Here is a 23,572-nt window from a genome sequence, read left to right as displayed (position 1 = left end):
GGCCTACACGTTGCGATAACCTGTAGGCCGGATAAGCGTTAGCGCCATCCGGCGCGCCTTCAGCTAAACAGCCCAACCAGCGCAGCGCACAGTACTGCGGCAACCGCGGTTTGTGGCGTGTGGCTGTCGACTGAGCCGCTCGATAGCAGATTAATGATTGATTCCAACATGATGACTTCCCCCCGTTTGCCGGGCACGATCATACTTAACTCATCGGAACAGTAAAGCGCAAAATAGCAGCAATTTGCGCTCAATTATCAATCTTTACACAGTGACTTTTCGTCACTCCATTCCGAGTTCTTTTAACTTGCGCGTCAAGGTATTACGCCCCCAGCCGAGCAAACGTGCCGCTTCCTGTTTGTGTCCCTGGGTATGACGCAGCGCAGTGGTCAACAGCGTCCGCTCCATCTCCGGTTGAGCCTCTGACAGCAAGTTTTGATGACCGGAACGCAATGCCCGGTCTGCCCACTGTGCCAACAGGGTTGCCCAGCTGTCTGGCTGCATATGCGAAGGCGCATCGGGCACGCTGGCTTCAAACAGTTCGGCCGGTAAGTCCTGAATCAGCACTTCCTGCCCGGCAGCCATTACGGTCAGCCAGCGACAGGTGTTTTCAAGCTGACGAACGTTACCTGGCCAGGCCAGACGTGTAAGTGCCGCTTCGGTTTCAGGGTGGAGTTGCTTGGCTTCCACACCCAACTCGCGGGCGGCTTCCTGCAGGAAATGACGTGCCAGACGGGGGATATCTTCCCGACGCTCACGCAGCGGGGGCAAATGGACGCGAATTACGTTCAGACGGTGGAACAAATCCTCACGGAATTTGCCTTCCTGCACGCGCAGTTCCAGGTTCTGGTGGGTGGCCGCGATAATCCGAACATCTACCTTTACGGGCGCGTATCCGCCAACGCGGTAAAACTGTCCATCGGCTAATACGCGCAACAAGCGTGTCTGCACGTCCAGCGGCATATCGCCAATTTCATCAAGGAAGAGGGTGCCGCCATCAGCCTGTTCGAAACGCCCCTGACGAATGGTATTCGCCCCGGTAAACGCCCCTTTTTCGTGGCCAAATAGCTCAGACTCAATCAAATCTTTCGGAATGGCTGCCATGTTAAGCGCGATAAACGGTGCTTTGACGCGCGGGCTGTGGCGGTGCAGGGCGTGGGCGACCAGCTCTTTACCCGTCCCGGACTCTCCGTTTATCAGCACGCTGATTGACGAGCGGGAGAGGCGGCCAATGATGCGGAATACATCCTGCATCGCGGGCGCTTCGCCGATGATATCGGTGGTCGGGCCGTTGATCTGAATATTACGCGGCTGCTGCTGTTCCTGATAATGGCTGATGGCGCGCTCGACCAGTGCTACCGCTTCGTCAATATCAAAAGGTTTGGGCAGATAGTCGAACGCCCCTTGCTGGTAAGCGCTGACGGCGGCATCCAGATCGGAATGGGCAGTCATTATGATGACCGGAAGCATCGGGTGACGCTGCTTAATCTGTTTTAACAGCGTCAGACCGTCCATACCCGGCATGCGGATATCCGACAACAGCACATCCGGTGTTTTGCTGGCCAGCGCATCCAGCACCTCTTTACCACTTTCAAATGTGGTGCAGCTTAGTCCTGCCCCTGCGAGCGCACGTTCAAGCACCCAACGGATGGAACTATCGTCATCAACGACCCAGACTATTCCTCGTTGCATAAACGTCACCTTTATTTCCTGATAGGCAGGTAAACCGAGAATTCGGTATGACCCGGCCAACTGGTAAATTCAATTTTGCCGGAATGTTGATCGATCAAATTACGGGCGATGGATAATCCAAGTCCGGTACCGCCTTCGCGGCCGCTGACCATTGGGTAGAACAGCGTATCCTGCAAATGCGAGGGAATGCCCGGACCGTTGTCCTCAACATCAATACGTGCCGCCAGACGGTAACGCATACCGTGCAGCGTGAGCTGAAACGCGGTGCGGGTGCGCAGAATAATTTCTCCGCCTTCCGGTCCCAGCGCCTGTAGCGCATTACGCACGATATTCAGCAGAACTTGTTCTATCTGATCCGGATCGTGCAGCAGTTCTGGCAGGCTAGGGTCGTAATCACGAATCAGCGTGACGTTTTCGGGAAGCTCCATCGACACCAGCGCCACCACGCGCTCTGCCACTTTATGAATGCTTTCCGTGATATGCATACCTGGCTGTTGCGGCCCCAACAGGCGATCAACCAGATTACGCAGGCGGTCAGCCTGCTCAATAATGACTTTGGTATATTCCGTCAGCGCTGGGTCCGGAAGCGCCTTGCTAAGAAGCTGAGCCGCTCCGCGCAGGCCGCCCAACGGATTTTTAATTTCGTGTGCCAGACCACGCACCAGATCGCGCGCGGCGATTTGCTGGGCATGCTGGAGTTGTTCCTGGCTCAGACGACGCTGGTTATCCATTGGCGCCATCTCCAGCAGGATAAGGCCATCAGGCAGCCTCTGCGCGGTCACAGAGAGGATATGTGAGTGGCTGTCTATCACCAGCGTCACTTCGTTATCCGTGAAGCCCTGACCCGCTTGCAGGCTCTCTCGCATCAGTCCGATGTTTAAGGAGAAATAACTCAACAGATCGGGAAGCGGTGTGCCAAACAGTTTGCGGGAACTTTGCGCGAGCAGCTGTTGCGCCGCCGGGTTGGCGTAATGCACCGCCAGCTCATCGTCGACGAGTAAAATGCTGTTGATTAACGAATTGAGGATCTGCCCAGCATCGGGCAGCGTGCCGGTTGCCATTCAGCAGTCTCCTGAAAAGTGTTGCACCAATTTAGTGCATTATAGCTTTTTACATCAAAAAAGCGCGAAAAAGCAGGTTGTTAGTGGAGAAAAAAGCCCATCCTGGGATGGGCTACAGATGACTGGCAAACATAGATGCCGGATGGCGGCTTTGCCTTATCCGGCCTACAAGGTAATGCTACCCTCCGGACCTGATAAGTTTGCGCCATCAGGCGTCCTATCATTCGCCATCGATCTCAAGCCTGCCTGAGCAGGCTAAAAGTTCCACGGCAACTTCAAACGATTAAACGCTATAGTACAGCTCAAACTCTACCGGGTGCGGAGTCATGCGCACCCGGTCATCTTCTTCGCGACGCAGCGCAATGTACGCATCGATCGCTTCATTGGTGAACACGCCGCCTGCGGTCAGGAACTCGCGGTCCAGATCCAGTTCTTTCAGTGCTTCTTCCAGAGAGCCTGCAACCTGTGGGATCTCTTTCGCTTCTTCCGGCGGCAGGTCGTACAGGTTTTTGTCCATGGCTTCGCCTGGGTGGATCTTGTTCTTAATACCGTCCAGGCCAGCCATCAGCAGTGCAGCGAAGCACAGGTACGGGTTAGCTGCCGGGTCCGGGAAGCGCACTTCGATACGACGCGCTTTCGGAGAAGCAACTACCGGAATACGAATGGATGCAGAACGGTTACGGGCAGAGTAAGCCAGCATGACCGGTGCTTCGTAACCCGGGACCAGACGCTTGTAAGAGTTGGTGGTCGGGTTCGCCAGGGCGTTGATCGCTTTAGCGTGCTTGATAACGCCGCCGATGTAGTACAGCGCCTGCTCAGACAGACCTGCATATTTGTCACCAGAGAACAGGTTTACGCCGTTCTTGGACAGGGACATGTGGCAGTGCATGCCGGAACCGTTATCGCCAAACATAGGTTTTGGCATAAAGGTCGCAGTTTTACCGAAACGGTGCGCAACGTTGTGAACGACATATTTGTAGATCTGAATTTCGTCCGCTTTTTTAGTCATGGTGTTAAAGCGGGTTGCGATTTCGTTCTGACCAGCGGTCGCGACTTCGTGGTGGTGCGCTTCAACAACCAGACCCATCTCTTCCATGATCAGACACATGGTAGAACGGATGTCCTGAGAAGAATCTACCGGAGGAACCGGGAAGTAACCGCCTTTGACGCCAGGACGGTGACCTTTGTTGCCACCTTCGTATTTGGTGGAGGAGTTCCATGCGCCTTCGATATCATCGATAGCGACGTGGGAACCGGAAATAGACGCGCCGAAACGGATGTCGTCAAACAGGAAGAACTCTGGCTCTGGCCCGAACAGAACGGTGTCTGCGATGCCGGTAGCGCGCAGGTATTCTTCAGCGCGTTTCGCAATGGAGCGCGGGTCGCGGTCGTAACCCTGCAGCGTACCTGGTTCCAGGATATCGCAACGGATGATCAGGGTAGACTCTTCAAAGAACGGGTCGATGAGTGCAGTAGAAGCATCTGGCATCAGAACCATGTCTGATTCGTTAATGCCTTTCCAGCCACCGATTGAGGAGCCGTCAAACATTTTGCCTTCTTCAAAGAATTCGGCATTTACCTGGTGAGCAGGAATAGTGACGTGCTGTTCTTTACCTTTAGTATCTGTGAAGCGCAAATCAACAAACTTCACTTCGTGTTCGTTCAGCATCGTCAAAACGTGTTCAGCGGACATACTTACTCTCCCGGATTGGTCATTGTCGTCGTGGTAACGAAGTCTTCAATTCTGCAAAAATTGGCCGTGTCGCCGTAAAAAATATAAAGCGAAATCTGTGCCAACTTTTAAATTGCCCCTAAAAGGCGTTATCATGCGCACCATCGTGCAAAGGGGCTGCACCATGAAGGTTGTGTTGCACCATTATAGTGCTTCAATGTGAACATTAAGCACCATATTGGTGCAAAGCACCTCAGATTACCCCTTTTAACGCTCCGTGAATGTGATCACAAAGAAACTCTGCAATACTTGTTTGCGGAGGATGTTTGTGATCCTGTTTTGTACTGCGATTAATCCGTGTACAATAACGCGCTATTTCTAAAATGCCTGAGGCAAAGTTGTGATCGAAAATTTGCGTAACATCGCCATCATCGCGCACGTAGACCATGGTAAAACGACCCTGGTAGACAAGCTGCTCCAACAATCCGGTACGTTCGATGCACGTGCTGAAACCCAAGAGCGCGTGATGGACTCCAACGATTTGGAGAAAGAGCGTGGGATTACCATCCTCGCTAAAAACACCGCTATCAAATGGAATGACTACCGTATCAACATCGTTGATACCCCGGGGCACGCCGACTTCGGTGGTGAAGTTGAACGTGTAATGTCCATGGTCGACTCTGTGCTGCTGGTGGTGGATGCAATGGATGGTCCGATGCCGCAGACGCGCTTCGTGACCAAAAAAGCCTTTGCCCATGGCCTGAAGCCAATTGTTGTTATCAACAAAGTTGACCGTCCTGGCGCGCGCCCTGACTGGGTTGTTGACCAGGTATTTGACCTGTTCGTTAACCTCGACGCTACCGATGAGCAGCTGGACTTCCCGATCGTTTACGCTTCCGCGCTGAACGGTATCGCTGGTCTGGATCACGAAGACATGGCTGAAGACATGACTCCGCTGTATCAGACCATCGTTGATCGCGTACCAGCTCCGAACGTAGACCTTGATGGCCCGCTGCAGATGCAAATCTCTCAGCTGGACTACAACAACTACGTTGGCGTAATCGGCATCGGTCGCATCAAACGCGGTAAAGTTAAACCGAATCAGCAGATCACTATCATTGATAGCGAAGGCAAAACCCGCAACGGTAAAGTCGGTAAAGTTCTGACCCACCTGGGTCTGGAACGTATCGAGAGTGATATTGCCGAAGCAGGCGATATCATCGCGATCACTGGTCTGGGCGAACTGAACATCTCCGACACCATCTGCGACCCGCAGAACGTCGAAGCGCTGCCGGCTCTGTCCGTTGATGAACCGACCGTAACCATGTTCTTCTGCGTAAACACCTCTCCGTTCTGTGGTAAAGAAGGTAAATATGTTACCTCTCGTCAGATCCTTGACCGCCTGAACAAAGAGCTGGTGCACAACGTTGCGCTGCGCGTTGAAGAAACCGAAGATGCGGATGCGTTCCGTGTATCCGGTCGTGGTGAGCTGCACCTGTCAGTTCTGATCGAAAACATGCGTCGTGAAGGTTTCGAAATGGCGGTTTCCCGTCCGAAAGTAATCTTCCGCGAAATCGATGGCCGTAAACAAGAGCCGTTCGAGAACGTAACGCTGGACGTCGAAGAACAGCATCAGGGGTCTGTGATGCAGGCTCTGGGTGAGCGTAAAGGCGACCTGAAAAACATGAATCCAGATGGCAAAGGCCGCGTACGTCTTGACTACGTGATCCCAAGCCGTGGTCTGATCGGCTTCCGTTCAGAATTCATGACCATGACTTCCGGTACCGGTCTGCTGTACTCCACTTTCAGCCACTACGACGACGTTCGTGCGGGTGATGTGGGTCAGCGTCAGAACGGCGTACTGATTTCCAACGGCCAGGGTAAAGCAGTTGCGTTCGCACTGTTCAGCCTGCAGGACCGCGGTAAGCTGTTCCTGGGTCACGGTGCTGAAGTTTACGAAGGCCAGATCATCGGTATTCACAGTCGTTCTAACGACCTGACTGTAAACTGCCTGACCGGTAAGAAACTGACCAACATGCGTGCGTCCGGTACTGACGAAGCAACGGTTCTGGTTCCGCCGGTTAAGATGACTCTGGAGCAGGCTCTGGAATTCATCGATGACGACGAACTGGTAGAAGTAACACCAACTTCTATCCGTATTCGTAAACGTCACCTGACTGAAAACGATCGTCGCCGTGCAATGCGTGGCGCGAAAGAAGAGTAATTAACGCTCTTCTCGTGACAAGACCCCGCCTTATGAGGTGGGGTTTTTTTTTGCTTGTCATTCCTGATTTCTGGGCAAACTCCACGCATGTGCTCTCATTTTCTGTATGACCCCCGTCATAAGAGAGCTTTGTCACAATTATTTCTAAAGCTCGCGGAGGGGGTTTGCTTTCGTTTTCGACGTCAGCGTATGATTAACCATCTGGTTTAAACCAAATGGATTAAACAATGACGAATAATCAGTCGACCGTTGAGAATGCGAAAGAGAAGTTAGACCGTTGGTTAAAAGAAGGGCTCACTACGCCTGGTGGCAAATTGCCTTCAGAAAGAGAGTTGGGAGAGCTGCTGGGCATCAAACGGATGACCTTACGTCAGGCGTTATTAAACCTGGAATCTGAATCCAGAATCTTTCGTAAAGATCGCAAGGGATGGTTCGTCACCCAGGCCCGCTTTAACTACAGCCCGGAACTTTCAGCCAGCTTCCAGCGTGCCGCAATTGAGCAGGGCAGAGAGCCGTCCTGGGGGTTTATCGAAAAAAGTCGGGTGTCTCAATACCCAGAAGTTGTTGCCCCCCTGGTGTCTGCTATGCCGTCTGATGAGCTGTATAGGATTACCGGCTGGGGAGCACTGGAGGGACATAAGGTTTTTTATCACGAAACCTACATCAACCCGAAAGTTGCGCCAGGATTTATTGAGCAGCTTGAAAGTCAGTCGTTTTCTTCAGTGTGGGAAAATGAATATAAAAAAGAAACTGTAATTAAAAAACTGGCTTTCCGTCCCGTCAGAATGGTGGGTGATATCAGTAAGTTCATTGGTGGTTCTACCGGAATGCCAGCCATTCTTATTGAAAAGCATCGGGCTGATAACGATGGCAACATCGTGCAAATAGATATCGAGTATTGGCGCTTTGAAGCAGTTGATCTCTTCATTAACTTGTAGGTATGTTTATGGTCACTAAAGATAATGCACATAAAATTCTGGCGCGTGTAGATAATCTCCCACTTTATCTGCACGCTTACGCTTATCATTTGAATATGCGGCTTGAACGTATATTACCGAGTGATTTATTAGATATTGCGAATGAAAATAATCTACATGGCGTGAAAATCCATGTTCTTGATGGTGAACGTTATTCTCTTGAAAATATGAATAACAATGAGCTGTCCGCGTTTGGCGATAAAGCGCGTAAGCTGCAACTGGATATACATATCGAAACCAGCGCTTCAGATAAGAAATCCATAGACCAGGCTGTATCTATTGCATTAAAAACGGGGGCCTCGTCAGTAAGATTTTATCCGCGCTATGAAGGCAATCTCCAGGATGTTCTCGCGATGATTACGCAGGATATCCACTACCTACGTGAGCACTATCAGGATAGCGGTCTGACTTTCACCTTAGAACAACATGAAGATTTGAAGAGCCATGAACTGGTATCGTTAGTTCAGAACAGTGACATGACGTCTCTCTCGCTACTCTTTGATTTTGCTAACATGATCAACGCTAACGAGCAGCCATTAACGGCGTTAGATACAATGTCGCCGCATATTACTCAGGTGCATATTAAAGACGCACTAATCGTAAATGAGAAGGAAGGATTAGGCCACAAAGCCTGTACCTCCGGCCAGGGGGATATGCCGTTTAAGGAACTGCTGACAAAACTGATCTGCCTGGGTGATGATAAACCGCAAGTAACGGCATATGGCCTGGAAGAAGAAGTTGATTATTATGCGCCAGCATTTCGTTTTGAGAATGAGGGGGATAATCCGTGGATCCCGTGGCGTCAGATGAGTGAAACGCCGCTGCCGGAACCTGAACTTCTCGAAGACCGTCTGATTAAAGAAAAACATGATGCTATTCAGCAATTAAAATTTGTACGCAGTGTTCTGCAGCAAATTAAAAATGAGGCACATGTTATTCTAACCAAATAATAAGTTGTAATTTACTTTTAGGATTCTTTATCCATTCCTGGTGAATGGACGGCTTTTTATTATTCAAAACAAATGATTTATATAATCATTTAGGGGATGCTATGCTCACAAAAAAGAAATGGGCGCTTTTTAGTCTGTTAACGCTGTGCGGTGGTACAATTTATAAATTGCCTTCACTGAAGGATGCGTTCTATATTCCGATGCAGGAATATTTCCATTTGACCAATGGGCAGATTGGTAATGCGATGTCCGTGAACTCATTTGTGACAACCGTGGGTTTTTTCTTATCTATTTATTTTGCCGATAAACTGCCACGTAAATACACGATGTCGTTATCTCTGATTGCGACGGGGTTGTTGGGGGTCTATCTGACCACGATGCCTGGCTATTGGGGGATCCTCTTCGTCTGGGCACTGTTTGGCGTGACCTGTGACATGATGAACTGGCCCGTGCTACTAAAATCAGTCAGCCGGCTGGGCAATAGCGAACAGCAAGGGCGGTTGTTTGGTTTCTTTGAGACGGGACGCGGTATTGTTGATACGGTTGTTGCGTTTTCCGCGCTGGCTGTCTTCACCTGGTTTGGTAGTGGGCTACTGGGATTCAAAGCGGGTATCTGGTTCTACTCTGCCATCGTGATTATGGTGGGGGTCATCATCTTCTTTGTGTTGAACGATAAAGAAGAAGCGCCTGCGGCAAAAGTGCAGACTGCCGAAGAGGCGCCGAAAAATCCCAGCATGACATCGGTATTGAAGGATAAGACTATTTGGTTAATCGCCTTCAACGTCTTCTTTGTCTATGCCGTGTATTGCGGATTAACGTTCTTCATTCCGTTCCTGAAAAACATCTACATGCTGCCGGTCGCGCTGGTGGGTGCTTACGGGATCATTAACCAGTATTGCCTGAAAATGGTTGGTGGCCCGATTGGTGGGATGATCTCGGATAAAATCCTGAAGTCCCCCAGTAAATACTTATGCTATACGTTCATGATCAGTACGGTGGCTCTGGTTCTGCTGATGGTTCTGCCACATGAAAGCATGCCGGTTTATTTAGGTATGATGTGTACGCTGGGCTTTGGGGCCATCGTATTTACACAGCGTGCCGTTTTCTTTGCCCCGATTGGTGAAGCTAAAATTGCTGAGAACCAAACGGGTGCTGCAATGGCTTTGGGCAGCTTTATCGGATACGCCCCCGCGATGTTCTGTTTCAGCCTGTACGGATATATTCTGGATTTAAACCCGGGTCTTATCGGCTATAAAATCGTGTTTGGCATTATGGCGTGTTTCGCCTTCTGCGGCGCGATTGTCTCCGTGATGCTGGTTAAGCGGATTAGCCAGCGCAAGAAAATGCTGGAAGCCGCAGAGGCCTAATGCGGTGGAGTGTGTGGAAAGCATGAAAAAGCCGCTGACTATCAGCGGCTTTTTTGTACTGACAGGGAGGTTAGAAGAAATACTTCACACCAATACGAATCTGGTTTTGTTCGCGGTGATACGGCTCGACATTGCGATCTAACCAGCGTAACTCAAAATAGGGCAACCAGCGCTCGTTGATGCGGTATTTAAACGTATTGGTAATTTCCCAGTGATGATCTTTACCGTTACTACTATTGAAGTCATTTACTCGAATAAAATAGTGCGGCTCAAAAGTGTAGGAAAATTTATCGGTAATAGTGAAGTTCCAGTAGTTACCAATCTCATAGGTGTCATTGTTATCCTGATCTCCGTTTAAATCAGTGGAACTGTAGTTATTATGATTATATCGGTTACGTACTGTCAGATTAAACCACGGGGAGAATTTATAGTTAACATCCAGGTAAACGGCACCACCCGAACCAATACTCTTATCGTTTATCAGTCCGCCGGGCTGGATAGTTAATTTATCTGTCGGTTTAAATAACGGATACCAGCCTTCAATTTCGTTATAACCATGTTTTAGCTCATCTTTGCGTTGCATGGTGTAGGTGTTGGTGAGCATGATACCCGCACCCATATCGGAGTTATAGCCGACGCGCAGCATGACCTCCATCTGATCGGAGGCCAGATTGTAAGCTTCACGGTTCTCTACATAAGCGCCGGCGAAAACAGAGGTGGATGCCACAGAGGATAAGAGAATTATTGTATTTAATTTTTTCATAATAAATCCATTTTTTAAGCGTAGGGAGGCCGCCATCCATTAAGATGGAATAAGCGGCAATTATTTTTATATGTTTACAGCAGAGGTTTTCTTTTTATGGCTAATGCGTTCTGGTTGAATATTATTTTTCTTCCGTTGACTGATTTCCTCAATGATAAAAGCAAAACGGGCTTCGCTGAGTTTATAAAAGAATCCCATCGTGATGGCCGCAATAATTGCCAGCCCACAGGGCCAGAGAAAAATAAGCTGGCGCAAACCAAGCAAGGTTGCATCACTCTGGACGATATTGGGGATATAACCGATTTGCGTCAGCATAATACCTGGCAGGAAACCGGCCAGCGCCGCAGAAATTTTGCGTGAAAAGGTATAACCCGTATAGACGGAACCTTCAGCACGTATCCCCGTTTTCCACTCTCCATAATCCACCGTATCCGGGACCAGCGCCCAGTTCAGGCTGTTTACGAATGCCGTCCCAAAGAAGGCCATGCACGAGAAAGTGACAAAGAGAAGTGATGTACTGCCCCAGAGAAAATTCAGGATGTCACCGAGAGCCCATAGCGCCAGGCCACCAAGATAAACCTGCTTTTTACCGAAACGTTTCACGGCTGCGGGCACCAGCAGTACGCCAACCAGAATGCACCCCATGCTGAAAAACCCCATCCAGGAGAGCAGGTGGATATCATTGAGCACGTACTGGGTGTAATAAACCTGAATCGCCAGCTTGATATTGAATGCTGCCAACGTACACAGGTTGGCAAGGCATAGCACCAACAGGGGGGGGTTACGGAAAATTGCACAGAACGATTTGAGCATGCTGGGTTTATGGTGATCCGGAACGATTTCGATATAGCGCTCCTTCACACCGCTAAAGCACCACCACATGCTGAACAGCCCACACACAGAGAAGAGCAGCGCGGCAATCAGGTAGCCAAGCGAAGGCGAATGGATAAAAAACGCCTGAATGGGCATAAAGCCAACGGTACACAGTAATAGCCCAACAGTTGCGCCGCCCTGGCGCCAGGCCGCGAGCTGAGCGCGCTCATGCGGATTCTTGGTGATCGCAGGAACCATTGCGCCGTAGGAGCAGTTCATCAGGCTATAGAACAAACCGAACAGCATAAACAACACCGTCGCCAGACCTGTTTTCACCGTCAAGGTAAAGTCTGTGGCTAAAAACTGCGCGCTGGCAACCAATGCGACGGGAAACGACGCATACAAAATAAAGGGTCTGAATTTCCCCTTGGCGCCAATATTGCGTCGTGAGTCCAACAATACACCGGTCAGCATATCGGTGAAGGCAGTGAAGAATTTCGCCACCAGAAAGATTATTCCGCCGTACCAGGCCGGCATCCCTAGTTCATCGGTATAAAATTTAAGCAGATACAGCGTGCCGATACACAGCATCAAATTTGAGCCGAAGTCACCCACTCCGTAGGCGAATTTTTCACGCAGGCTCAGTTTTAGCGTTAGCGGATCATGGTCAGACATAATCGCTCCTTAATAGCGCCCCGTAAGGCGCTATTCATTATTATTATCAAACAGGTTGTTTACGCGCTTCTATCTCTTCAACGATACGGACATACATCTTCTCGTTAAGGTTGTAGAAACAGCCCATGGCCACAATGGTGATCACTGCTAATGCGCAGGGATAAATAAAGATCAGCTGACGCAAGCCTTCGACTGTATTTGCCGATTGCACCACGTTTGGGACGTAACCAATTTGCGTCAGCATCCAACCAGGAAAGAATCCCGCCAGCGCCTGCGACACTTTACGGAAGAAGGTAAATCCGGTGTACACCGTCCCTTCTGAACGTACGCCGGTACGCCATTCGCCATATTCCACTGTGTCGGAAACAAGCGCCCAATTCAGGCTGTTAACGAATGCTGAGCCGAAGAATGCCAGGCAGGAGAAGGCAACAAAACTGACGGAACCGCCGCCAAAGAAGTAATTAAGCAGATCGCCCGCTACCCAAATCAGCAGGCCGCCGATATAGACCTTCTTCTTACCAAAGCGTCTGACCATTCCCGGCATTAAAAAGACGCCGATGAAGATGCAGCCCATGCTGAAAAAGCCCATCCAGGAAAGCAGGATTGGGTCGTTCAGTACGTATTGGGTGTAATACACCTGAATTGCCAGCTTGACGTTGAAAGCACCAAGTGTACAAAGGTTGGCAACGCACAGAATAAACAGCGGTCGGTTACCAGCGATAGCGCGGAAGGATTGCAGTAATCCCGGTTTTTGCGCTGCCGCATCCACGGATTTCACTTCTACATAGCGTTCTTTCACACCGGCATAGCACAGCCACATAAACAGCAGGCCGAACAGGGAAAATAATGTGGCGGCGAAGATATAACCCAACTGCGAGTTACCTTCGATCAGATTCATCACTGGAACAAAGCCGACGGTACACAGTAACAAACCCAGGGTTGCGCCACCTTGCCGCCAGGCGGCCAGCGAAGCGCGCTCATCCGGGTTTTTAGTAATGGCAGGAACCATCGCGCCGTAAGAGCAGTTCATCATGCTGAAGAACAGTCCGTACAGCATAAACAGCGCCGTTGCCATCACCGTTTTGCCGGTTATTTCAAACGGTGTGCCGACAAAGTTAGCAATCGCCAGCAAGGTGACGGGGAAGGCAGCGTAGAGCACGAATGGGCGGAATTTACCCTTCGGACCAATTTTGCGTCGCGAATCGAGCATAATCCCGGTGCCCATATCGGTAAACGCGGTAAAAAACTTGGCGATAAGGAAAATGATACCGCCGTAAGTCCCCGGCAAGCCAAGGACATCAGTATAAAACTTGAGTAAATAGAGCGTACCAATGTCCAGCAGGATATTGGAGCCCAAATCACCCATCCCATAGGCAAGTTTTTCTTTAAACGGCAAGCGTAGAGTTGCCGGATTGGCTGTATTTTGACTCATTGTTATTCTCCATTTGCCCGTGAGTTTCCCCACGGGCGAGCCGTATTAGATGTTGCGTAACGTGGCAAACAGTGACGCCCACTCACTCTTCGCGCGATAAAACACCGGAGGCTTGCCAATTGGCGCTTCCACGGTGATGTCACCGCCCTGATAAGTTTCCCCTGTCCAGACGTTGACCCAGTTATCCTCTGGTAGATACAGCGTCCAGTCGTGCTTACCTTGCTCATGAACCGGTGCGACCAGCAGATCCTGTCCCAGCAGGTACTGATATTTCAGGGTGTAGGTTTGCGTATCGTTTTCGTAGTGCAGGAACAATGGGCGCATAACCGGTAGCCCGGTGGCGCTGTTTTGTGCGACGGCCTGTTTGAGGTACGGTTTCAGGGTGGTGAACACGGTGGTCATACGGGCAAAGTGGGCAATGGTTTCAGCATCACCATCAAACTGCCAGTTATCGCCGGGGCGGTTACCTTCGTGGGTGCGCATCATCGGCGTGAAGGCGCTAAAATCACACCAGCGCAGCAACAGCTCTTTGCTGCGTTTCATGTCAAACAGCGTGGTGTAACCGCCAATATCGCTGTGGTGCAGGCCGTGGCCGGTCATGGCCAGCGACAATGCAGCAGGAACAACTGAGGCGAGACCATCGTCGAGGCTCCAGTCAACGTTCTGATCGCCAGCCCACATCATGGTGGAATACTTCTGACTACCGGTGTAACCCGCGCGCATAAAGAACAGGATTTCACCAAGTTTGCCGGTTTCCTGCAGTGCGTCGTAGTTACATTTCGCCCACAGCGCGGGCCAGGCGTTGTGCATGATCTCGGCGCTGACACCGTTATGCAGGTACGTGTCGGTCGGCAGATATTCACCGAAGTCCGCCATCCAGCCGCCGCAGCCCAGCGCGATCATGTTCTTTTTGATGACCTCTTTGAACCAGTCGTAGGCTTCGGGGTTGGTCAGGTCGACCACGCCGCCATAAAACTCGCCGAACTCAACCAGATAGTCATCGCCGGAGGCATCTTTCGCCAGATACCCACGTGCTGCGGCTTCCGCGCACAGGTCTTTATCGCTGGCAACATAGGGGTTGATATAAGAGAGGAACTGCACGCCTTCTTCTTTCCACTGCTTAATACGGCTATCCAGTTGCGGATAGTTGTCGCTGTTCCACTTCCAGTTCCACATCACGCGCTTGCCAAAGGAAGTCATGCGGATCCCGGACCAGTCCTGCGCCCAGATGCCGTTTACCTTCACGCCCGCATTACGCATGGTGTCCAGTTTGTTCTGGCAAACCTCAGTACCGCCCTGGATACCGAGTGTCACACCATCGTAAATCCAGTCCGGCAGTTCTGGCTGGCGACCTAACAATGCGGTTAGTTTCTCCAGCAGCGAAATGTAAGTCTCGGCGCACTCAACGCGCAGGGTGGTTTTGTCTTCCCACAGCGCCAGCTCGTGATACTCCGGCGCGCTGAAGTCGAAATTCATGTAGCAGCTGTTATCAACGTGGCAGTAGTACTTCTGCGTGCTGACAAAGGTCGGTTGCGGGAAGAAGGTCCAGTAGTAGTCGCCGCCGGCGTTCTCTTTGCAATCCGCCTGCCAGGTGACATAGCTGTTTTTGTTACGGCCCACGCCCTGTTCGCTGGTCCACAGCGGGAACGGTTTACCGCGTAAGTCGAAGTAAGAGAACTGTTCACCGCAGCCGTAGATGTGGTCGTCCGCCCTGGCGGCCAGACGCAACCAAATGCGGTTATGGCTGAGATCGTCGTTATGCAGATCCAGCTTCAGGCGACCCTGTTCATCGGTGGAAATGTGTAGTGTGGCAGTGATGGTATTACCGCGGCTGAAATCTACCCGCCAACCGTTCGGGGATTCGCTGACCGTGGCGTCGGTTAGGGCAATTTTCTCATTGAGCTTGTCTTTAATACTGAAGTTACCGCGGAACATATCAATATCGGCAACCCCTGTGCCGATCCACAGGCAGGGGTTTTCGGCACTATGGCGTAAAATCAGACGCTGTTGATACGTTAAGGTAAATCCGTCCTGTAATGCTTTGAGTTCTAAGGCGGCTGGCCGCTGTAGTAACGAATTCATTATAGTCTCCGTAAATGTAGGGTAATTCGGTAATCTGTTATTCACAGCCGATTAAAAAATGCATTCGGTGTGCTTCTCCGGGCGCGAGATGAATCAGGCTAACCCCGGAATTAAAGGCGTCGGGCGGGCAGGTCATCGGCTCAACTGCCAGGCCACGGCGGGCTAATTTTTCACCGGTATAAACCTGCAGCCAGGGCTGGTGGCTACGCAGGTATGTGGACATGTTTTGTGCCGGGTTGGTCATTCTGACTTCCCACTCATTCCCGGACGGTAAGACCTTGAACGTATGATCAAGCGAGGTTTTCGCGATGACCTGCGGTGTTGTGAAATCCCACTCTCCCTGTGTGGCTTCGCACGACGGCAGTACTAATTCACAGTCATCAATACTGTGCAGGTTGCAGGTCAAATAGGGGTGTGCGCCCGCGCCATACGGTGCCGTTTCGTCACCCACATTTTGTGTATGAATAAAGACATGCAGCCCGCTGGTGGCGTCCAGCCGGTAAATCACCTCTGAAATCAGCGCAAAGGGATAGCCATACGAGGGCGGCAGAAAAATAGTCAGCACCACTTCCGATGCCGACTGTTGGTCAATCTGCCAGTCTCGCCAGGCCAGCAATCCATGAATGGCGGTATGTGAAACGGGGTCGTTAACGGCAAGCTGGAAGGCTTTGCCGTTATGCTGATAGCAGCCGTCTGCCACGCGATTTGGCCAGGGAATGAGTACTTTCCCCAGATGTGCCAACGGCATCTCTTCAGGTTTGTGCGGAATAACGACGTGACGCCCACGATGCGTCAGTTCCGCCAGCCCCGCGCCAACCGTGACAATTTTTGCCTGGTAGTGCCCGGCCTGAAGATGAAGGGTTTTTCCACCGCTATGCATGGCTGCTTATCTCCTGGCTTATTTAGCGTTGATATCCAGCAGGCCGGCGGCAACGGCAGGAGCCAACCCCGGTGCCAGCGGTAGACGTGGGATCACCAGGCAGTGCAACAGGTGGTAAATATCCTGCTTGCCGTCCCAGACTTTGGTGGTCACCTTGTTGTCGGTGTCCAGCTCCTGCCACCATGAACCCGTCTCGTAGTCCATCAGATAAGTGATGCAGTAATCCCACCACTTCTGGTACCAGGCTTCGTACTGGCTCTCGCCGGTGAGGGTATACAAGGCATAGGCGGTACCCATCGCTTCGACTATCGGCCAGCGCACTCTTTCGCGAACGATGGGTTTACCGTCCCAGTCCACCGAGTAGACAAAACCATCCGCGCCGTCCGGTGCCCAGGCATCACGGATGGTGGCGTGGAACAAGCCTTTGGCATCTTCCAGCAGCCAGGCGGGAGGCGTTTCGAAGCGCGCTTCCAGTGCGGCATGCAGATGCAGCATCAGGCGACCCCATTCGATCCAGTGGCCCGGGGTACCGCCGTAAGCGCGGAAACGGTGAGCTGGGTTATCCTTGTTGTAATCGCGGATTGGGTTCCACTGCGAATCGAAGTGCTCGTTGACGCGATACTCACCGCTGCGGGCAACATCGTGAATAATCACTGAAGCGATACGCAGTGCGCGATCGAGCCACTTACGGTCGTGGGTAACGTCATAGACAATCAGGAAAGCCTCGACTGCGTGCATGTTGGCATTGCCGCCACGATAATCTTCCGTCTGGCTAAAAGCTTCGTCCCAGGATTCCAGGCACATCTGCTCCTCTTCACTCCAGAAGTACTTCTCAATGACTTCGATGGCATCATCAAGCAACACTCGCGCCTGCGGATGACCGGTTGTTACAGCGCTTGCCGCACCGAGCAACACGAAGAAATGCTGATATCCCTGCTTGGAGGCATCCATGACCCCTTCATCATTCACGCAGGCGTACCAACCGCCGTAGCGCGTGTCACGCAATGCGCCATTCAGCGCCTTAATTCCGTGATCGACGAGCTGATATGCGCCGGGGCGGCCCATTGATGCGGCCACGGAATAAACGTGCAGCATACGAGCGGTGATCCATAAATGCGTCCCCATCTCCGCTCTGACCTGACCATTATTGCCCAGCCAGCCAAACCCGGTGGGTACCGCCGCGTTTTTACCAAAGTTAAAGATGCGGTCGGTTTCCTGTTCCAGCCAGCGGTTGTGGCTCAGGGTGTTAAACCATTTCATTTATTCATCCTCGAATTAGCGGCGGGCCATCATTTCATCGACGATATCGCCAAGACGTTGCAGCTTCGGTGCAGAGACATCACGCAGCATCAGTTCGGTATCCGGCAGGCCAACCACGGATGACCAGACCGCACGTCCGGCGAGAAAGCCGGATGCACCTGCCGTCATGGCCACGCTGACCGCGCGCGGGAACAGTTTTTCATCCACACCAGAGGAGAGAATGACCCACGGCATGTTGATGTTTTCATTCAGGCGCTGGGAGGCGCTAAGCAGTTCTTGTTGGGTACCTTTGCCGTACAGCGGCATTTCGACCTTGTAGAGATCGGCGCCGCTGTCACCCAGCTCTTTTGCGGCATCGATAATGGCTTGTTCACGATCGAACTTATCGCCACGGCGTGGTGGGCGAACAACCGGTTCGATAATGCTCAGCAGGCCATTGGAATGGCATAGCTCATTGAATTCTTTCACCATATCAAGACGCTGTTGGGCATCTTCATCGCTGCGCCACAGCACCAGAAGTTTGAGAGCCTTAGCACCATCTTGTTTCACGGCCTGTGGGTTGATTTTTTTATCAATCACCACGCTATCGACCGGAATACCGTTGCCCGGAATGAATTCGTCGGCGGCAACAATCATGCCGCAGCTTTTCGCGATGGCATTTTGTTCCACCACCTGGCGGTAGCAGAACTGCTGATCGACCAGGATCGCAGAGGCATAGGGAGAAAGGATCTTCGCTGCATTTACTTTGAAATCAGTCAGCACGCTGTCGCTCACCGGGGATTTCGCACCCGCAGCGGCAAACATTAAGCGCATGGCTTCGCGCTGATCGACTGCCAGCATGGCAAAACCGCCGGAAGCTCGGGTGATGTCTTTCAGGGTGTACTTCGTCATTGCTCTGTCCTTACTTATCTGTGTGTTTATTTAGCCCGGCGGATGCGCGAACCTGTTCAAGAATGGCCGTCCAGTCTTCCCGGCCACGGCCAGCGGCGCGTGCCTGGTTATAGACTTCGCGGGATGCCGCACCAAGCGGCATCGGCACGTGCAGTTGATTCGCCACATCCAGGGCGATGCCAAGATCCTTGTGGGCTAAGTCGATCATGAAGGCCGGGGAAAGATCGCCTTTCAGCACTTTGTTCGGCCAGGAGGTGGTGAAGTGGCCTTTTCCGGCAGGCGTCCCGCTCATCACTTTCAGGGCCACATCGAAGGAGAGACCGAGTGCTTCGCACAACACGGCGGCTTCGGCGGAGAGCGTATTTAGCGCAATGCTCATGTAGTTGTTGATGAGTTTGACGCGGATCCCCATGCCGGGACCGCCGGCATTGATCAATTCATTACCCATCGCCATCAGAACCGGTGTGGCGCGTTCTACCTGCTCAGCCGTTCCGCCAGCCAGCAGCAGTAGCGTGCCTGCGATCGCATGATCGGAGGTGCGCCCGACAGGGCAATCCATCATGCCGAAACCTCTGGCCTCCATGTCGCTAATCAGTTTGTCGGTCTGCAGCGGATGGATAGTGGACATATCAATGACCAGCGCTTTTGGCGACAGGCTCTCGCAAACCCCTTGCTCAGCGAACAAGACGCTGCGCACCAGATCGCCGTTGGGTAACATGGTGATGACAAACTCCGCGCCGTTTGCTGCCTGAGCCGGGCTGCTGGCAGACTGCGCCCCTTTTTCCACCAGGCACTGAACGGCATCCGGGTTAACGTCAAAGACGCTGAGTTGATGACCCTGCTTTAGCAAGTTGCTCGCCATGGGGGAACCCATCTGACCTAATCCGATAAATGCTATAACTGCCATAACGTTCTCCTGAGACGTGGATGTCATTTTCTGTCATTTAAAGTCGTCTTTTTCTGTCTGTTTTTGATCGTATTTGTAATTTATGGTCAAAAAATTGACAGCCGTCACTTTTTAAACATTTTGTGAAATTAAAATGATCCCATCTTGAAACGCCTAAGGAATGACCATGATTCGTATTGCTTGTGTGGGTATTACCGTGATGGATCGCATCTATTACGTAGAAGGTTTACCGACTGAAGGAGGTAAATATGTGGCGAAGCGGTATACCGAAGTGGGCGGTGGGCCTGCTGCGACTGCGGCTGTGGCTGCGGCGAAGCTGGGCGCACAGGTGGACTTTATTGGCCGTGTGGGCGATGACGACACCGGAAACAGCCTGCTGGCAGAGCTGGAATCCCTGGGGGTAAATACGCGTTACACCCGGCGCTATGCAGGGGCGAACTCTTCACAGTCGGCGATTATGGTCGACGCGAAGGGAGAGCGAATTATTGTTAACTATCCCAGCCCGGACTTACTGCCGGATGCTGATTGGCTGAAGGAGATCGATTTTTCTCAGTGGGATGTGGTGTTGGCAGACGTGCGCTGGCACGAAGGGGCAAAACAGGCCTTCACGCTGGCGCGTCAGTCAGGGGTGATGACCGTGCTGGATGGCGACGTTACGCCGCAGGACATCAGTGAACTGGTGGCATTGAGCGATCATGCTGCGTTCTCTGAACCGGGGCTGGCGCGACTGACAGGGACAACGGAGCCTGATTCTGGACTGAAAAAAGCACAAATGCTCACAAATGGTCATGTTTATGTGACGCGTGGCAGTGAGGGGTGTGACTGGATAAAAGATAATGCAGTGCAGCATCAGCCAGGATTTTTAGTCGATGTGGTCGATACCACCGGTGCCGGTGATGTTTTTCACGGTGCGCTGGCATTTAGTCTGGCCTGTGGGTCCGCGCAGGAAGACGCCGTCAGGTTTGCCAGTGGCGTCGCGGCACTGAAGTGTACGCGTCCGGGCGGGCGTGCGGGGATCCCTGACTGTGATCAAACCCGATCTTTTCTGTCACTTTTTGTATAAAATGCCAGGGCAATGGTTTTTCGAGGAAATTTCATGAGTCTTACCGAACTGACCGGTAACCCGCGACACGATCAACTGCTGATGCTGATTAGCGAGCGCGGTTATATGAATATTGACGAACTTGCCAGTCTGCTGGATGTTTCCACCCAGACCGTGCGTCGTGATATTCGTAAGTTAAGCGAACAGGGATTAATTACGCGTCATCACGGCGGAGCAGGCAGAGCCTCCAGCGTGGTCAATACGGCGTTCGAACAGCGTGAAGTCTCCTGGACGGAAGAGAAAAAAGCCATCGCGGAAGCGGTAGCGGATTACATTCCCGACGGCTCAACGGTGTTCATTACCATTGGTACTACCGTTGAGCAGGTTGCGCGGGCGCTGTTAAACCATAACCATTTGCGCATCATCACCAACAGCCTGCGCGTGGCGCATATTCTGTATAACAACCCGCGTTTTGAAGTAATGGTTCCCGGAGGGACGCTGCGCCCGCATAACAGCGGTATTATCGGTCCTTCTGCTACAGCGTTTGTCGCTGACTTTCGCGCCGATTATCTGGTGACCAGTGTGGGTGCGATTGAAAGCGATGGCGCGCTGCTGGAATTTGATGTTAACGAAGCCAGTGTAGTAAAAACGATGATGTCCCATTCCCGGCACATTTTGCTGGCAGCGGATCATACGAAATACACGGCCTCTGCAGCGGTAGAGATTGGTAATGTGTCGCAGGTAACTGCGCTGTTCACCGATGAGTATCCTGGCCCAGCGTTGCACAATCTCCTGCAGTCACAGCAGGTTGAAATTGTGCAAGTGAGTCCTTCTCAGGATGACGCGCTGGCCATGTGATCTCGCTCTTTGATGCTCTGATTCGTTCGAAGTCATCACGCACGCATAGTCAAACTTCTCCTTTCCCGCTACAGTTATTCATCCACGGCGAGAAAGGAGAAGGACATGCTCTATATCTTTGATTTGGGTAATGTGATTGTCGATATCGACTTCAATCGCGTGTTAGGCACATGGAGCGATTTGAGCCGTGTACCGTTGGCTTCACTAAAGCAAAGTATCACGATGGGGGAAGCTTTTCGCCAGCATGAGCGAGGCGAAATAACTGATGAGGCCTTCGCCGAGGCGCTGTGTCATGACATGGCGTTGCCTTTGAGTTATGAGCAATTCTCCCACGGTTGGCAGGCCGTTTTTGTCGCATTACGCCCCGAAGTTATCGACATCATGCATAAGCTACGCGAGCAAGGGCATCGTGTCGTTGTGTTATCGAATACTAACCGCCTGCACACAACGTTTTGGCCGGATGAGTATCCCGAAATCCGCCAGGCAGCCGATCACATTTATCTTTCTCAGGAACTGGGCATGCGTAAGCCGGAAGCACGGATTTACCAGCACGTTCTGCAGTCAGAAGGTTTTTCTGCGCACGATGCGGTCTTTTTTGATGACAACGCCGATAATATTGAAGGGGCTAACCAGTTAGGGATCACCAGTATCCAGGTCGTCGATAAAACGACCATCCCTGACTATTTCGCGAAGTTGTTATGCTAAAATTTTTGCATCAAAAAGCCAGGCACCATACGCGTCCTGTATGGGCCTGGCTGAAGCTACTATGGCAGCGCATTGATGAGGACCATATGACAACGCTGGCAGGAAATCTTGCCTACGTTTCATTGCTCTCATTAGTGCCGCTTATCGCCGTTGTTTTTGCTCTTTTCGCTGCATTTCCGATGTTTTCCGATGTTAGCATTCAACTCCGTCATTTCATTTTCGCTAACTTTATTCCGGCGACTGGCGATGTCATCCAGCGGTATATCGAACAGTTTGTCGCAAACTCGAACAAAATGACTGCTGTTGGGGCATGCGGGCTGATTGTAACCGCCTTATTGCTGATGTATGCCATCGATAGCGCGTTGAATACCATCTGGCGCAGTAAGCGCACGCGGCCCAAAGTGTACTCTTTTGCCGTTTACTGGATGATATTAACGCTGGGACCGCTGCTGGCGGGAGCCAGCCTGGCAATCAGTTCTTATTTGCTGTCGTTGCGCTGGGCCAGCGATCTCAACACGGTGATTGATAACGTATTGCGTATTTTCCCGTTGGTACTTTCCTGGCTGTCGTTCTGGCTGCTTTACAGCATTGTACCCACCACGCGAGTCCCCAATCGCGATGCGGTAATCGGTGCCTTTGTTGCTGCTGTGCTGTTCGAAGCCGGAAAGAAAGGATTTGCGCTCTATATCACGATGTTCCCGTCTTATCAGCTCATTTACGGTGTCCTGGCGGTGATCCCTATTTTATTCGTCTGGGTTTACTGGACGTGGTGTATCGTCTTGCTAGGCGCGGAAATAACTGTCACTCTCGGGGAATACCGCAAACTTAAACAAGCCGCAGAACAAGAAGAAGCAGAGCAACCATGATTGCATTAATTCAGCGCGTAACCCGTGCCAGCGTCACCGTGGAGGGTGAGGTGACGGGTGAAATTGGCCCAGGACTTTTGGTCCTGTTAGGTGTCGAAAGGGATGATGACGAACAGAAAGCGAACCGCCTGTGCGAACGCGTACTCGGCTATCGAATCTTTAGCGATGCCGAAGGCAAAATGAACCTGAATGTGCAGCAGTCAGGTGGCAGCGTGCTGGTGGTTTCACAGTTTACATTGGCGGCCGATACCGAACGCGGCATGCGCCCCGGTTTTTCAAAAGGCGCAGCACCCGATCGGGCAGAGGCGCTTTACACATATTTTGTAGAGCGCTGCCGCCAACAGGAGATGAACACGCAAACCGGGCGGTTCGCTGCTGATATGCAGGTTTCGCTGGTTAATGATGGCCCCGTGACGTTCTGGTTACAAGTATGAACCAGCTTCCGGCGTGGTCGC

General features: G+C 51.7%; 21 protein-coding genes. 9 read left to right on the top strand and 12 right to left on the bottom strand.

The window, feature by feature from the left end; translation table 11 throughout:
- Positions 1–59 precede the first annotated feature (59 nt).
- From NNO08_RS09235 to glnA, 4 genes are all read right to left on the bottom strand, one after another.
- Positions 60–170: a YshB family small membrane protein gene (locus NNO08_RS09235; protein ID WP_086523820.1), complete on the bottom strand. Its 111-nt coding sequence runs from the start codon at positions 168–170 to the stop codon at positions 60–62.
- Between the two features lie 112 nt (positions 171–282).
- Positions 283–1,692: a nitrogen regulation protein NR(I) gene (glnG, locus tag NNO08_RS09230; RefSeq protein WP_271449545.1), complete on the bottom strand. Its 1,410-nt coding sequence runs from the start codon at positions 1,690–1,692 to the stop codon at positions 283–285.
- Positions 1,693–1,703: 11 nt separating this feature from the next.
- Positions 1,704–2,753: a nitrogen regulation protein NR(II) gene (gene glnL / locus NNO08_RS09225; RefSeq protein WP_271441454.1), complete on the bottom strand. Its 1,050-nt coding sequence runs from the start codon at positions 2,751–2,753 to the stop codon at positions 1,704–1,706.
- Positions 2,754–3,036: 283 nt separating this feature from the next.
- Positions 3,037–4,446, bottom strand: a complete 1,410-nt coding sequence (glnA, locus tag NNO08_RS09220) for a glutamate--ammonia ligase (protein WP_137381412.1) — start codon at positions 4,444–4,446, stop codon at positions 3,037–3,039.
- 379 nt (positions 4,447–4,825) lie between these two features.
- On the opposite strand from glnA, the gene typA reads away from it, so the two are divergent.
- The 4 genes from typA (at position 4,826) to NNO08_RS09200 (ending at position 9,943) form a co-directional block, all read left to right on the top strand.
- A complete protein-coding gene (gene typA / locus NNO08_RS09215) occupies positions 4,826–6,649 on the top strand; it encodes a ribosome-dependent GTPase TypA (RefSeq protein WP_003028641.1) in 1,824 nt (607 codons plus the stop codon).
- Positions 6,650–6,876: 227 nt separating this feature from the next.
- Positions 6,877–7,587, top strand: a complete 711-nt coding sequence (locus NNO08_RS09210; RefSeq protein ID WP_271449546.1) for a GntR family transcriptional regulator — start codon at positions 6,877–6,879, stop codon at positions 7,585–7,587.
- An 8-nt stretch (positions 7,588–7,595) separates the two neighbouring features.
- A complete protein-coding gene (locus tag NNO08_RS09205; RefSeq protein WP_271449547.1) occupies positions 7,596–8,576 on the top strand; it encodes a sugar phosphate isomerase/epimerase family protein in 981 nt (326 codons plus the stop codon).
- Positions 8,577–8,677: 101 nt separating this feature from the next.
- Complete coding sequence (locus NNO08_RS09200; protein WP_271449548.1) at positions 8,678–9,943, top strand: MFS transporter; 1,266 nt, start codon at positions 8,678–8,680, stop codon at positions 9,941–9,943.
- 70 nt (positions 9,944–10,013) lie between these two features.
- Here NNO08_RS09200 and ompL read toward each other — a convergent pair whose 3' ends face one another.
- The 8 genes from ompL to yihU form a co-directional block, all read right to left on the bottom strand.
- Entirely contained in the window at positions 10,014–10,706 is a 693-nt protein-coding gene (ompL, locus tag NNO08_RS09195) for a porin OmpL (RefSeq protein WP_271456603.1), read from the bottom strand.
- A 66-nt stretch (positions 10,707–10,772) separates the two neighbouring features.
- Entirely contained in the window at positions 10,773–12,194 is a 1,422-nt protein-coding gene (locus tag NNO08_RS09190) for an MFS transporter (protein WP_271456602.1), read from the bottom strand.
- A gap of 46 nt (positions 12,195–12,240) precedes the next feature.
- A complete protein-coding gene (locus tag NNO08_RS09185; RefSeq protein WP_271456601.1) occupies positions 12,241–13,626 on the bottom strand; it encodes an MFS transporter in 1,386 nt (461 codons plus the stop codon).
- A gap of 45 nt (positions 13,627–13,671) precedes the next feature.
- Complete coding sequence (locus tag NNO08_RS09180) at positions 13,672–15,708, bottom strand: alpha-glucosidase (protein WP_271449551.1); 2,037 nt, start codon at positions 15,706–15,708, stop codon at positions 13,672–13,674.
- Between the two features lie 37 nt (positions 15,709–15,745).
- Complete coding sequence (locus NNO08_RS09175) at positions 15,746–16,588, bottom strand: aldose-1-epimerase (RefSeq protein ID WP_271456600.1); 843 nt, start codon at positions 16,586–16,588, stop codon at positions 15,746–15,748.
- A gap of 18 nt (positions 16,589–16,606) precedes the next feature.
- Positions 16,607–17,848 (bottom strand): sulfoquinovose isomerase, encoded by a 1,242-nt coding sequence (gene yihS, locus NNO08_RS09170; RefSeq protein ID WP_271456599.1) that lies wholly within the window; start codon positions 17,846–17,848, stop codon positions 16,607–16,609.
- 15 nt (positions 17,849–17,863) lie between these two features.
- Positions 17,864–18,739, bottom strand: coding sequence for a sulfofructosephosphate aldolase (gene yihT / locus NNO08_RS09165; protein WP_271456598.1), 876 nt, complete (start codon positions 18,737–18,739; stop codon positions 17,864–17,866).
- A 10-nt stretch (positions 18,740–18,749) separates the two neighbouring features.
- Positions 18,750–19,646, bottom strand: a complete 897-nt coding sequence (gene yihU, locus NNO08_RS09160; protein WP_271456597.1) for a sulfolactaldehyde 3-reductase — start codon at positions 19,644–19,646, stop codon at positions 18,750–18,752.
- Positions 19,647–19,812: 166 nt separating this feature from the next.
- On the opposite strand from yihU, the gene NNO08_RS09155 reads away from it, so the two are divergent.
- The 5 genes from NNO08_RS09155 to dtd all read left to right on the top strand — a co-directional run bounded on the left by NNO08_RS09155 (position 19,813) and on the right by dtd (position 23,551).
- On the top strand, positions 19,813–20,709 hold the full coding sequence (locus NNO08_RS09155) for a sugar kinase (protein ID WP_271456596.1): 897 nt from the start codon (positions 19,813–19,815) through the stop codon (positions 20,707–20,709).
- A 33-nt stretch (positions 20,710–20,742) separates the two neighbouring features.
- Positions 20,743–21,546 (top strand): DeoR/GlpR family DNA-binding transcription regulator, encoded by an 804-nt coding sequence (locus NNO08_RS09150; protein ID WP_202037272.1) that lies wholly within the window; start codon positions 20,743–20,745, stop codon positions 21,544–21,546.
- A 105-nt stretch (positions 21,547–21,651) separates the two neighbouring features.
- Positions 21,652–22,251 carry a glucose-1-phosphatase gene (gene yihX, locus NNO08_RS09145; RefSeq protein ID WP_271456595.1) on the top strand — a complete coding sequence of 200 codons (600 nt, stop codon included), beginning with the start codon at positions 21,652–21,654 and terminating at the stop codon, positions 22,249–22,251.
- A complete protein-coding gene (locus NNO08_RS09140) occupies positions 22,245–23,117 on the top strand; it encodes a virulence factor BrkB family protein (protein WP_137381427.1) in 873 nt (290 codons plus the stop codon). The genes yihX and NNO08_RS09140 overlap by 7 nt, the downstream gene beginning before the upstream one ends.
- The gene (gene dtd, locus NNO08_RS09135) at positions 23,114–23,551 is read left to right on the top strand and encodes a D-aminoacyl-tRNA deacylase (protein ID WP_137381428.1); all 438 of its coding nucleotides are present in this window, start codon (positions 23,114–23,116) and stop codon (positions 23,549–23,551) included. The genes NNO08_RS09140 and dtd overlap by 4 nt, the downstream gene beginning before the upstream one ends.
- Positions 23,552–23,572 lie beyond the last annotated feature (21 nt).

It is taken from the genome of Citrobacter sp. Igbk 17 (genome assembly GCF_028069775.1).
Classification (GTDB): domain Bacteria; phylum Pseudomonadota; class Gammaproteobacteria; order Enterobacterales; family Enterobacteriaceae; genus Citrobacter.
Note: the sequence above shows the minus strand (reverse complement) of the source record. Positions and strands in the feature narration are given on the sequence as shown.

Excerpts from the sequence above, each read along its gene's own strand:
- NNO08_RS09235 (WP_086523820.1), bottom strand. The coding sequence starts at position 170 with ATGTTGGAATCAATCATTAATCTGCTATCGAGCGGCTCAGTCGACAGC.
- glnG (WP_271449545.1), bottom strand. The coding sequence starts at position 1,692 with ATGCAACGAGGAATAGTCTGGGTCGTTGATGACGATAGTTCCATCCGT.
- glnL (WP_271441454.1), bottom strand. The coding sequence starts at position 2,753 with ATGGCAACCGGCACGCTGCCCGATGCTGGGCAGATCCTCAATTCGTTA.
- glnA (WP_137381412.1), bottom strand. The coding sequence starts at position 4,446 with ATGTCCGCTGAACACGTTTTGACGATGCTGAACGAACACGAAGTGAAG.
- NNO08_RS09210 (WP_271449546.1), top strand. The coding sequence starts at position 6,877 with ATGACGAATAATCAGTCGACCGTTGAGAATGCGAAAGAGAAGTTAGAC.
- NNO08_RS09205 (WP_271449547.1), top strand. The coding sequence starts at position 7,596 with ATGGTCACTAAAGATAATGCACATAAAATTCTGGCGCGTGTAGATAAT.
- NNO08_RS09200 (WP_271449548.1), top strand. The coding sequence starts at position 8,678 with ATGCTCACAAAAAAGAAATGGGCGCTTTTTAGTCTGTTAACGCTGTGC.
- ompL (WP_271456603.1), bottom strand. The coding sequence starts at position 10,706 with ATGAAAAAATTAAATACAATAATTCTCTTATCCTCTGTGGCATCCACC.
- NNO08_RS09190 (WP_271456602.1), bottom strand. The coding sequence starts at position 12,194 with ATGTCTGACCATGATCCGCTAACGCTAAAACTGAGCCTGCGTGAAAAA.
- NNO08_RS09185 (WP_271456601.1), bottom strand. The coding sequence starts at position 13,626 with ATGAGTCAAAATACAGCCAATCCGGCAACTCTACGCTTGCCGTTTAAA.
- NNO08_RS09180 (WP_271449551.1), bottom strand. The coding sequence starts at position 15,708 with ATGAATTCGTTACTACAGCGGCCAGCCGCCTTAGAACTCAAAGCATTA.
- NNO08_RS09175 (WP_271456600.1), bottom strand. The coding sequence starts at position 16,588 with ATGCATAGCGGTGGAAAAACCCTTCATCTTCAGGCCGGGCACTACCAG.
- yihS (WP_271456599.1), bottom strand. The coding sequence starts at position 17,848 with ATGAAATGGTTTAACACCCTGAGCCACAACCGCTGGCTGGAACAGGAA.
- yihT (WP_271456598.1), bottom strand. The coding sequence starts at position 18,739 with ATGACGAAGTACACCCTGAAAGACATCACCCGAGCTTCCGGCGGTTTT.
- yihU (WP_271456597.1), bottom strand. The coding sequence starts at position 19,646 with ATGGCAGTTATAGCATTTATCGGATTAGGTCAGATGGGTTCCCCCATG.
- NNO08_RS09155 (WP_271456596.1), top strand. The coding sequence starts at position 19,813 with ATGATTCGTATTGCTTGTGTGGGTATTACCGTGATGGATCGCATCTAT.
- NNO08_RS09150 (WP_202037272.1), top strand. The coding sequence starts at position 20,743 with ATGAGTCTTACCGAACTGACCGGTAACCCGCGACACGATCAACTGCTG.
- yihX (WP_271456595.1), top strand. The coding sequence starts at position 21,652 with ATGCTCTATATCTTTGATTTGGGTAATGTGATTGTCGATATCGACTTC.
- NNO08_RS09140 (WP_137381427.1), top strand. The coding sequence starts at position 22,245 with ATGCTAAAATTTTTGCATCAAAAAGCCAGGCACCATACGCGTCCTGTA.
- dtd (WP_137381428.1), top strand. The coding sequence starts at position 23,114 with ATGATTGCATTAATTCAGCGCGTAACCCGTGCCAGCGTCACCGTGGAG.